This window comes from Roseiconus nitratireducens (assembly GCF_008629675.1).
In the GTDB taxonomy this organism is placed as follows: Bacteria; Planctomycetota; Planctomycetia; order Pirellulales; family Pirellulaceae; genus Stieleria; species Stieleria nitratireducens.
In genome coordinates, this window is record NZ_VWOX01000041.1 from 1 (window position 1) to 10,958 (window position 10,958).

General features: G+C 59.2%; 7 protein-coding genes and 1 tRNA gene. 4 read left to right on the plus strand and 4 right to left on the minus strand.

The window, feature by feature from the left end; translation table 11 throughout:
• Window positions 1-159: 159 nt before the first annotated feature.
• Window positions 160-447 (minus strand): hypothetical protein, encoded by a 288-nt coding sequence (locus FYK55_RS28370; protein WP_150079995.1) that lies wholly within the window; start codon window positions 445-447, stop codon window positions 160-162.
• A 332-nt stretch (window positions 448-779) separates the two neighbouring features.
• Here FYK55_RS28370 and FYK55_RS28375 point away from each other — a divergent pair, with 332 nt between their 5' ends.
• Window positions 780-1,283, plus strand: a complete 504-nt coding sequence (locus FYK55_RS28375; protein ID WP_150079996.1) for a carbon storage regulator — start codon at window positions 780-782, stop codon at window positions 1,281-1,283.
• A gap of 303 nt (window positions 1,284-1,586) precedes the next feature.
• Here FYK55_RS28375 and FYK55_RS28380 read toward each other — a convergent pair whose 3' ends face one another.
• Window positions 1,587-3,695, minus strand: a complete 2,109-nt coding sequence (locus FYK55_RS28380; protein ID WP_235909038.1) for an esterase/lipase family protein — start codon at window positions 3,693-3,695, stop codon at window positions 1,587-1,589.
• A gap of 299 nt (window positions 3,696-3,994) precedes the next feature.
• On the opposite strand from FYK55_RS28380, the gene FYK55_RS28385 reads away from it, so the two are divergent.
• A tRNA-Leu gene (locus FYK55_RS28385) sits at window positions 3,995-4,079 on the plus strand.
• 374 nt (window positions 4,080-4,453) lie between these two features.
• Here the strand turns inward: FYK55_RS28385 and FYK55_RS28390 are convergent.
• Entirely contained in the window at window positions 4,454-4,789 is a 336-nt protein-coding gene (locus FYK55_RS28390) for a hypothetical protein (RefSeq protein WP_150079997.1), read from the minus strand.
• Between the two features lie 103 nt (window positions 4,790-4,892).
• Window positions 4,893-5,885 (minus strand): hypothetical protein, encoded by a 993-nt coding sequence (locus FYK55_RS28395; RefSeq protein WP_150079998.1) that lies wholly within the window; start codon window positions 5,883-5,885, stop codon window positions 4,893-4,895.
• 515 nt (window positions 5,886-6,400) lie between these two features.
• On the opposite strand from FYK55_RS28395, the gene FYK55_RS28400 reads away from it, so the two are divergent.
• Both FYK55_RS28400 and FYK55_RS28405 read left to right on the plus strand, forming a co-directional pair.
• Window positions 6,401-7,450, plus strand: coding sequence for an ABC transporter substrate-binding protein (locus tag FYK55_RS28400; RefSeq protein WP_150079999.1), 1,050 nt, complete (start codon window positions 6,401-6,403; stop codon window positions 7,448-7,450).
• Window positions 7,451-7,524: 74 nt separating this feature from the next.
• Window positions 7,525-10,899 carry a response regulator gene (locus tag FYK55_RS28405; RefSeq protein WP_150080000.1) on the plus strand — a complete coding sequence of 1,125 codons (3,375 nt, stop codon included), beginning with the start codon at window positions 7,525-7,527 and terminating at the stop codon, window positions 10,897-10,899.
• Window positions 10,900-10,958: the final 59 nt, after the last annotated feature.

The window sequence follows — 10,958 nt, forward strand, 5'->3', positions numbered from 1 at the left end:
CCCGCCGGGAGGGTCAAAGGCGAGGCACGAGCCTTTGGGGAGGGTGTCTTGAAGCACCGGCTAAAATCAATCGCCCTGGCCGTGCCCTCCCCGCGTCGTCGCAAGCTCCTCCGCGACCCTCCCGGAGGGAGGGTGAAGCAAAGCTGCGCTATCTTCGCTCTAGCCTGCCATGGCAGCGTCGAAACGCAGTACCGACGGGGCGGATTCGCTGACCGGCAACTCTTCGGTGGGCTGTTGGACCAGGTTGCTGGTCAGCGTCATCTTTAGCGCCGAAACCTGATTCGGCTCGATCACAATTCGGCTCTGCACAAACCAGCCGACGTGCGGGGACCGCGTCTCTTGTCGCAGCACCAAAACGGGCCGCTGGTGGGCGTCCGCTTCGCGGGCCAGCACCAACCGGTGGTCATCACAACTGCCCGGAAAGACGTTCAGAATCGTTGAACTCATAGAAATCCGTGCCGGATTGTTCATCAGGTGGGGATGATCCAGTTCCATCCTCGTTGAAACTGATTCTCAATAAGCATTAGTGTATCGACCGCAAACTTTCGGTCAATCTTTCAATTCGGTGTAAAGACTTCTTCCACGGATTTTTCTTGGCCGCTGGAAGCCCCCTCCTTGAAATCACCCTAAACCCCTACCAGCAAACATCTTCCGAACTTCCCCGGGCAGAAAACACGGAATTGGTACGCGGCCTGCAATGCTCCTCAGCCGACAACGGCGGATCGCAGAGCTCCCGCCGCCTCCCATTTCACGTGCCGCAATCGGCAAAGGAAACTGCCATGTTAGTTCTCTCACGGAAAGTCGACGAAAAGATCATGATCGGCGATGACATCTCGTTGACGGTGGTTCGGATCGACGCCAATCGCGTCCGAATCGGAGTCAGCGCACCACGGGATGTTCGCATCCTGCGGGGCGAACTGGCCGGCCAGGAAATTGTCGAAGGCGAATTCGAACTGTCGGATCGGGAATTCGCGTTCGCGCATCCTCAACCGGTGCACGAGTCGGCGGCGCGACCGGATCGTGACGACACGGATGAAGGTCCCGCGGAACCGACTGCCGAAGCCCCCCTGCAGAACATCCCCCCGGCCAAGCGGACCGCGAAGACGGGTCAGCGGCCTCAAAGCGATGCGGACGCCGCCCTGAAAGCAGCTCCGCGGGCAGGTTCCGCAGCGCCCCAAGTCTTTACCGGCTCGGTCTCGTCCGACGGCCACTCGGTCAAATTGAACTCGGCGGTGGCGTCCGTCCGCAGCGCGCCGCTGGCCGGCTTCGTCTCCGCCACCTGATCGCCAACGCGGTTCGGATGAATCCGACTGCCGGGCATCCATCCGAACCTCCCGCACAATACCGCGAACGGAATCGCGGTTTTTTTTTGCGCTTCGAGCATCCATTGAGGCTCTGCTTCCGTCTGTCGTCAGGCACAGCCTAACCTACCAGAATACGAATCGTGCCCTGGACGTCGCTACCGTCGCCAGACGGTGGCAATGGCGGATCATCCACACTCTGGCGAGCGTGGCTACTTTGATTCCGGTTTCCAACACGACCGAATCACGCTCCGGCGTGCGTCACGTTACGTCCCCCGCCAAAACCTATTGGCTGGACTCGCTGATCGGGCTGACGTTGAGTTCCTGCAAGGGGAACCCGGCTGGGCGGACCGGCAAATCATCGGAGCGATGGTTGCGTTTGGCAATCCGGTCGTTCGAATCGATCTCTTGCAGATGCTCCAGCAAGATGCGACGCACCTCAAAGATGGCTTGGCCGGTCATGTGGATCTGGGTGTGATCCGCGTCCACGACCAGTTCACTTTCGGTATCGTCCATCGTGGCACTGGCGTAGGAAACGACGCCGTCGCCTCGACCAGCTTTTTTCTGCAGCAACGTCGGGTTTTCCAGGACACCGATGATGTTGTGGTAAGAGACGCGTGGGGAATACTTGGCCCGCAGCATCACCGGAAAGATCGGTGAATCGGGCGCCAGCGAATCGATCGCGTTGGCCATGGTCAGCAGTTCGGTGTCACGAAACAGTTCCGGATTGCTCTTGGCCAAGTGCTCGCCGGTTGAGACGGCCAGTGTGGGAAGCTTGATCACCTTTCTCGCCAACCAGCGAGTGAAGTCGTTTGCGAATTTGCTTCCCCGGTGGGGTGTTCCAATGGTGATCACGCGCCGGATGGATTGGTTGGGCTTGAAGAAGAGCGTGCTGACCAGTTTGTCACGTTCGTCCGGCGTCCCCTGCAACGCGTCCAGCGGTCGATCACTGACGATCCGCCAGAAATCGTCGCCGCTGTCGATGGTTTGCATGCGGCTGATCAATCCGCCCATGCTGTGCCCGACCAACACCATTTGGTCCATGGGCGCGTTCTGATGCGCCGGGTCAAAAGTCTGTCGAAGTTCATGCAAGTCTTCGCGCAGATGTTTGGCGCTCAACCAGAACGGCTGTCCGGAGGGGTACAGGTAGAACCAGAACTGATACCGTTCGCGGATCTCCGGAAAACTGCGCAGATCGTTGAACATATCCATCCATGTCCGAGGGCTGGACCACAGCCCGTGCACCATCAACACCGGAATCCGTTTCGGATCGTAGGGTTCCAGCATGTACAGGCCCCGCTTCTTTTCGGCTTCGGCCGGATTCAGCAAACCGGCGGTTTCCAGATCCTGTTGACGGAAGCGGGGATCGTCCAGGAAGAACGCCAGCGGCGTGGTCAGATCGGTTTCCAGCGGCACCCAATGGTTGGCGAGCCGAACCTGATTCGCTGTCAGCGGATCAAAGAACTCCAACACGCAAACATTGCCGTCGCCGTAGTCTCCGCCGCTCGGATTGGCGCAACGCATCAGCGCTGTCACGGAGTAGCTGAGGCCGTCGGGATAGTATTTTTCCCGCTTGTCGTTCGCGTCGTGACCGCGACGCACGGCAATCAGCGGAACTCCCAGGCCGAACGTCGTGTGTTTGCTCCGCAGCGTTTCGATCTCATAATCGCTCACAAATTCGTAGTGATCGAATTCGTCCGGAAGCCAGTTGCCGCGGAGTTGCGTGCGGATGACGAACTCCCGCCCGCCCGTTTTCACACGATAGGTCTGCCCGGGCTTGATACGGTTTTCACTGAATAACAACCGCAGCGTGTCTTCCAGGGACTCGTTGTAAAGATCGCAGGTCGCGCGAAACTGCGGGTCGTACTGGTTCCTGGCGGGACGGAGTTCGTCAGAAAACAGGTAGTCGTAGCTGCTTGTCAGCGCAACGCCGTAAAAGCCGATCGCTTCGCCCGACCGGCCCTCCTGTTCGGCGATCTTCCCTTGAACGTAAGACAGTTCGCTGAGGGCGTGAACAAGTTCGGGATCGCGGTTCTCGTGAATCGTCTGCTGGATTTTGTCCAGACAGATCGACGCGTTTTGATCGTAGGTTTCCTCCAGCCCGTAGCGTCGCAGCGTGTTCAGTGTCCGTTCGCTGGTCTGCGGACCCTGGCGGGTCATCAGTCGGAGGGACTGGGCGAGTGGGTTCTCGCGAACCGATCGCGCCGACAGGTAGTGGGCCGTGCAACCGGTGCTGCCGATGGTCCAAACCGCGAACACCGCCACCAGCCACGCGGATGCGGCGCGACGCCGACCACGGGCGCACGCCGATCGGGCGCCGGCGTCGTGCCGGACGGAGCGCTTCCTGCGTTCAAGTTTGGGGGCTTGCAGCAACATCCTGTCGATCATTGCCATGGGTGGCGGTCGATCCGAATCGGTCGACCGGCCGGCGGGGACGCCACCGTTGTCGACTCCGGCGCGTTCGATCCGAAAGCGGTCGGGCGTCCGGTCCCGGCACGGCGGGGCGAGGGCCGGCGTGACACTAGGAATTAAGCGCACCACCTGTCAACGCAGACTACCGACGCCGGGCAGTTTCACGGGCGGTGTTTCACACCGGCGGACGCCGCCTGAGAGGGCTCGCCAGAGGCCAACCACGGCGGCAAGGGGAGTTGACTTGGCGAAGGGATTCTCGGAAACTGCTGCCCACAGTTTTCGCGGCCGTGGCGGAACTGGCAGACGCGCTAGGTTGAGGGCCTAGTGGGAGTTAATCCCGTGGAGGTTCGAGTCCTCTCGGCCGCATCCAGAACGAACCGAGGTTTCCTCAGATCGACGAAAACCCGGTGTCGTCTCGGTCACGTGGTGTGACCTCCCAAGCGAGCCGATTGGTTTCGCTGCTTGTGCCAAATGCGTCGCCTTCGGTTGCTCCTCGCTGACCCGAAATCCATCCGCGACGCCGCTGAGTTCCCTTGCATGAAGTGGCATTCGTCCACGCGGATGCTTTCTTTTTCAGTCGGAGCCGCACCACGCTCGGGTCAGGGTGGCTGCCGTGATCAGGGATGATGAGCGAACCTGATAGGCCCCGTCTGAAAACTCGCAAAACGCGGTAGTTTCCATCGCGATCGCGACGGAAAGCCACGCTCTGGCGAGCGTAGCTACCCATTGTCAGGCAACGTCTAGCTGTAGCGGCCCTTCTTTGTCTGGATGACCTTGATCACGTCGTCGTGGCGGCTTCCCTCAATCACGTCCTTCAATACGATGTTGCCGTCGACGTACTGCAGATGGATTCTCCACCCGGAAATCTTGTCGATGTCGGCTCGATAGATGGCCTGTTTGACGCCGCGAACGCGATGGAGTCGCGTCTTGGGAAAATTCCGTGTTCGATGGCACTCATTGTTTTCCAATTCGGCGAGCGCCTCGAGAAACTCCAATTTCAGCTTGGAGTCAGGAAGCGTCTTCATGGCGTCGTAGATGATGCCGTATTCATCCAATAATCTTTTCAATTCTGCCATGCAGCGGTCTCGGGTGGGATGGGACAAGATCCTTCACAGGGGCACGCGACGTGTCGCGAGAAAACGGATGGCTCGCGGGACAGATCACCGCTGCCGGGACAAGTCAGCGCTCCGGGGAAAAATCACGGTACAGTCCGTCCATCACTGACTGGAGCGCAGGTTCCAGCCGATCGTTTGGCACCAAGCGCAGCAGAGTCACAATCAACTCGGCAAAGACAGGATCTTCATCCACCGCCAAGATGATCCTCCACCGACCGTCCGGGAGAACGTACAACGAGGAATCCACGCCATCGGAGACGGGGTGTTGGATCTCTTGGACCGCTTGGCGAAAGCCGGCTTGATCGTAAAGCAAGAGTTGGCAGCTGTCATTCAAGACGGTTGCCAACTCGGCCCGCTGTTGCGTGTCGACCGTGTCCCAATCCGTCAAGAACTGTTCCGTTTCGTGAAACACCAGATCCATCGGCGGATTGACCACGCTTTGCACAAATCCGCGCGCGGATTCGATGGCAACGTTGTAGTGATTCAACGCTGCCAGCAACGCCTGCAACTCGGGAAAGATCTTGGATCTCTTGCTTCGCTCGAGCAAGTCACGCTGCATCGCTTCCAAGGCGGGGCGGAAGAGCGGCGTGTAAGACAGAAGTTGCCCGCAGCGCTCGCGATACTGGGCCGGCAGATCACTGTCTTCAATGTGCGCAAATCGCTTCTCCCATCGCAGAAGATCCAGGGCACTGTGACGAATGGTCAGGAAATCCGCTTGAAGGGAGGGAAGAACCGACTCAATTTGCTCCGCGGTTTCACGCATCGCCGGCGCGAGCACGGAAAAGTCCTCGGTGCACCGGATTGAGATTCGCAGGGCATCAATCTTTGTCAGCAGACTGTGCAGATCGCGGATGACGTGATTCAATGCGGAGCGTTCTTCCCGGAGCCGATCCCCCAGTCGCCACTGTTCCTCAACCTGTCGTGCTTCTTCGCTGGCGGCGCGGTGACGCGTCAGCAATTGGGAGCTGACGCCACAGAAACCGTCGACGGCTCGCTGCATGTCGGCGAGCCATTGTTGCAAAGGCAGGCGGTCCGAGATCCGTGCATCGAGGCTCAATGTTTCAACTCTGCAAGCATGGCCGCGAAGCAGCGGGACAGGACGATCCTATCCGTCTCGGTCGGCCCCTCGCGCCGAAGCGATTCGGCGAAGGGTTGATCGAACCGACAATCGTATCGCAATTCGCAGGTCGGATCGAGATCCCGCTGCGGCAAACGAGGCACTTGACCAATCCGTGGGAAGTGAGCGGGTAGCCAAGGTCCAGAGAGGTCGCGGGCGTCCCGTCTGGATCGATTGATGCTCGCCGCGACTTTCTTCAACGCTCGCCCCGGGCGATCGGCTAGAATGGCGTGAGGCTGTGACTGAGAATCCAGTCAACAGCAGCCTAGCTGGACAGCGCCATTTTGCGTGACCACCGTATCGCTGGCCGCGGTTTTTTTCGCATCGACCGGCGGCTAGCGCCTTGCCGCTCATTGCACTGGAAATCACGGTGTTGAGTGACGCTGTCCAGTTCGAGAAGCCTGACTTTCGCACGCCGACCGGTCGCTGATCCATTCATCAAGCGAGGCGAAGTGATGTTGCGCTGGCAAGCCTTGTTGATCCTTGTGCTGTGCCCTTTGATCGAAGGTTGTTGGGACAACCGTTTCGAGGGTCCACGTTACGGTGACCGCCGCGATCCCCCGGAGACGCTGTACCCGTGGGACATCACGATCGGCGCCGTTCGTTGGCCGGGCAACACTTGTTTGTACGTCGCCGACCGCGAGGGTTTCTTCCGCGACGAAGGACTTGACGTGCGGATCAAGATCTACGACGGCACGCGTGAATTGTCCCAGGACTACCTTGCCGGCGGGATGCACGGCCGTGCCAACCTGACCCTCGAAGTGGTTCAGGAACAGGAGCGTGGCTTTGAACAGCGTGTCGTAGCCGCAATGGACTTCAGCGATGGCGCCGACGCGATCATGGCAGCCCGCGATATCAAGTCGGTTAGTCAATTACGCGGCAAACGCGTCGCATTTGAACCGGACAGCCTGGAACAGTTTTTTTTGGTCTGGGTCCTGGAAGAGTATTCGCTGGGCATCGATGACATCGTTCGCGTCGACGCGGAAGACCCGATCGGGAGCGCGGCGGCGCTCCAGAATGGGCTGGCCGATGCCGCCGTGACGTACGAACCGGAGGTGTCGCGACTTGAATCCACCGGCAAGTTTCATCCTCTGTTCACCTCGGCGGATGCCCCCGGATTGATCACCGATGTGCTCACCTTCCGCGAACAGTTTGTCTCGCAATACCCGGCGACGGTGCGGTCCATTTTGAGAGCCTATTTCCGTGCCTACCGCTACTGGCAAGAGCATCCGGCGGAGGCGAATGTCCACGTTGCCGAAGTCTTGGGTGTTTCCCCCGATCAAGTCCCCAAGCAACAAGAACGCGCCAATATTCTCAGCTTTCGCGACAACCGTGACGTGTTTTCGTTCGGCTCCGGTCTGACATCGCTGTACGGCAACATGCGCCGCATCCACGAATTTGTCCAGGATCATGGCGAAGGGGCAAGAACGACGGACCTGGTCGTGACGGACCAATTGATTGAGCCTCGATTCATCCGCGAATTGGCAGAGGAGTTTGAACAATGAACCGGAAAACGCAGTTCCCTCTCTCAAACTGACAGGAGGCGTTCGATTGGATCGGAAGCCATGACAGCTTGACGATGAAAATCTCGACCAAGATCGCCGTTCACTTGCTAGCCGTCGCCTTCGCCGCCGGTCTGACCATCAGCTGGTTTGTCTATCGATCGGTCACGTCTTCCCTGGAGCGTGAGATCGTTGCGAAGCAAACGGGAATGACACGCGATGTCATGCGTTCGATCGATCGGTCTCTGTTTCGCGCGTACGACGATATTCAGGTCATCGCGGGTGACAACGCCCTGCTGGAACACCTGAGCGGGTCAGGCGAGACCGCATCGCGAGAGCTGGACCGTCGACTTCGCGACCTCCGTGATTTGACCGGTCCGTGGAACGTACTCCTCGTTGTCAACACCGATGGAACCATTCGGGCGGCAACTCAGTCCGCAATGGTGAATCGCTCGATCAAAGATGATCCGATGCACCAGGTCGCGTTTGAAACCGCTTCAATGGATCGGGTTGGCTACACCGACCTCGTCCGCGTGAAACAAACGGGGGACCTGACGGTCGTCTTTTCCGCACCGATCTACAGTTCACATGACCGTGCGAACCGGCAACGCGTTGGTGTCGCCATCGGCCACTTTGCCTGGCAGCATGTGCTGCGCGACATCTTGGCAGAAGTTCGCGGCCCCTTGATGACGCTGTACAACCGCGACGGGGTGATGATCGGAACGAGCAATCCCGATTATCGAGAATTCATCCTGCAGGCGGATCATCACGAGGAACCGGGATGGAGAACGGCCAAATCCGAAGGATCTGCCACGACGGTTCAGCCCGGTATCTGGACGGGCGAACCGTCCTTCGTTTCCTATTCGCACCAACACGGAAAAGCGAACTACAAAGGAAGGGACTGGACGCTGTTGGCCGAGACGCCCACCGAGGAGGCGCTTGCACCCGCCCGATGGACCGCGACCCGCCAAATCGCCTTGTTCAGCCTGATCATTCTGTCCGGCTTCCTGGCGCTGCTGGTCGCCTTGATCCAGCGAGTCTCCAAACCGTTGAGCCGGCTGACCTCCGTCGCCCATGCGATCGCCGGCGGTGACCGCTCCCAGCGTGCCCGTGAGCGGTCCCGCGATGAGATCGGACAACTGGCCACCGCGTTCAACGCAATGACCGATGAATTGACCACGCTGAACAGCGAACTGGAACAACGGGTCCGCGAACGAACCCGTGAATTGGAAGAGGCGCGGGTCGTCGCGGAAACGGCCAACAAGGCGAAAAGCACCTTCCTGGCCAACATGAGCCATGAGATCCGCACTCCGATGAACGCCGTCATCGGCATGACCGAGCTTCTGCTGGACAGCAAACTGACGGCAAGCCAGCGTGACTATGCGGTCACCATTGGCGAATCCGGAGAAGCGCTTCTGGCGGTGATCAACGACATTCTCGACTTTTCCAAGATCGAAGCGGGACGGTTCGATCTGGAACTCGCCCCGTTCAACGTGGAGGAGTGCGTCGGCGACACCATGAAATCACTGGCGGTGCGGGCGCATCGTAAAGGCCTGGAGTTGGCGATCCATTTTGCGCCCGAGATACCGAAAACGGTCGTGGGCGATCGGCATCGGCTGCGGCAAATCGTGGTCAATCTGGTTGGAAACGCGATCAAGTTCACCGAACACGGCGAGGTCGTCCTGGAAGTTCAAACGGAGTCCCGATCCGACGAAGAGATCATGCTGCACTTTGCCGTGAAAGACACCGGAGTGGGAATCCCCCAGGAACATCAATCAAAAATCTTCGAAGCATTCGAACAGGCGGACGAATCAATGAGCCGCCGTTTCGGCGGCACCGGACTGGGGCTGGCGATCAGCGCCCGCCTGGTGAACCTGATGGGCGGACGAATCTGGGTGGAAAGCCGTGTCGGCAAAGGCAGCACGTTTCACTTCACCGCTACGTTCGGGATTGCGGCCAAAGTATCCGAACCAGACCAATCGTTTTCCGCGGCTGAGTTTCAGAATCTGCGGATCCTGGTGATCGACGACAATGAAACCAACCGCCGCATTCTCGAGCAGATTCTGAAGAGTTGGGGACTCGATCCGGTCTGTGCCAGCAGCGGAGAAAAGGCGTTGAGCATCATGCAGGACCAGGACCAGCAGGGAGATCAGTTTGACGTCGTGATGACCGACGGGCACATGCCAGGAATGAACGGCGTCGAATTGGTGAAAAGGATTCGAAAGGACGACCGATTCAAGAACGCCAAAGTGATTCTCTTGACCTCCAGCGATGGGTCGGAAACAAGAGCAGCAATCGAGGACCTGCAGATTGCCAGCAACCTGACCAAGCCGGTCAAGAAATCGGAGCTATTCAATGCACTCGCGGCGACCCTCGGCTCGCCCCAAGCCTCCCCGCGACGCAGCGAAACCACACTCGCCGAACTTGCCCAGGGCCTGCCATGCCTGAAGATCCTGTTGGCCGAAGACAGCCCGGTCAATCAAAAGCTGGCGCTGGCCCTGCTGGAACCTCACGGACACCACGTCGTCGTTGCCAACAACGGGCAAGAAGCACTGGACCTGGCGACGAGCAAGTCGTTCGACCTGGTGCTGATGGACGTTCAGATGCCCGAAATGGACGGCCTGACTGCGACCCGCGAGATTCGCCGCAAAGAGCAGGAATCGGGCAAGCATGTTCCCATCATCGCGATGACCGCGCATGCGATGAAGGGCGATCGCGAAGCTTGCCTTGACGCCGGAATGGACGACTATGTCGCCAAGCCCGTCCGCGCGAAGGATCTTTTCGGGGCGATTTCCAAGTTGAGCCAAATCGGCGAGCCTTCGCCCGAACTGTCTGAGAGCACCGCGACGCCGGTTCACTCCACGCCGTCAAAGAGTTCCGATGTTTGCGTCCCTGTTGCGCCGTCGGAAACCAGCTCGCAGGCGAATGGAAGCGATGCCCCGCAATCCGATCTCTCCGATTCATCGGATCGCCCGCGGCAACGCACTGAAGACACTGACAGCCCTGAACCCGCTGAGGACGCTGAACCCGCTGAGGACGCTGGGGACCAAGTCGACAAGGATGCAGTCGGGCAGTCCGAAGCATCCGACAAATCAGTTCTGGATTGGGAAGAATCGTTGCGGAAAGCCGAGTTGTCCGAAGAGGCGATGCGAGACCTCGCGGTGTTGTTTCTTGAAGAAGCCCCGAAACTATTGAAGAACGCCCATCAGGCCATCGACGAAGGAGACGCCTCCGGGCTGCGTCTGGCCGCGCACACCTTGAAGAGTTCCGCACAGCTATTTGAAGCACGGGCTACCTCGGATGCGGCGTATCGGCTGGAAAGGTTGGCCAAAGAAAGCCAAACGGAGCAATGGCGATCGGCCTCCACGCAACTGCAACACGAAGTGGACCGTCTGATGCCACGGCTAAAATCGCATCTCCACGCGAACGGCAAAACGAGCACGAGAGACTAATTGAATCGCAACATTTTGAGGTAGCGACGCTGGACAGCACGACTTCGCGTGAGCCGCGT

Excerpts from the sequence above, each read along its gene's own strand:
- FYK55_RS28370 (WP_150079995.1), bottom strand. The coding sequence starts at position 447 with ATGAGTTCAACGATTCTGAACGTCTTTCCGGGCAGTTGTGATGACCAC.
- FYK55_RS28390 (WP_150079997.1), bottom strand. The coding sequence starts at position 4,789 with ATGGCAGAATTGAAAAGATTATTGGATGAATACGGCATCATCTACGAC.
- FYK55_RS28400 (WP_150079999.1), top strand. The coding sequence starts at position 6,401 with ATGTTGCGCTGGCAAGCCTTGTTGATCCTTGTGCTGTGCCCTTTGATC.
- FYK55_RS28405 (WP_150080000.1), top strand. The coding sequence starts at position 7,525 with ATGAAAATCTCGACCAAGATCGCCGTTCACTTGCTAGCCGTCGCCTTC.
- FYK55_RS28380 (WP_235909038.1), bottom strand. The coding sequence starts at position 3,695 with ATGGCAATGATCGACAGGATGTTGCTGCAAGCCCCCAAACTTGAACGC.
- FYK55_RS28375 (WP_150079996.1), top strand. The coding sequence starts at position 780 with ATGTTAGTTCTCTCACGGAAAGTCGACGAAAAGATCATGATCGGCGAT.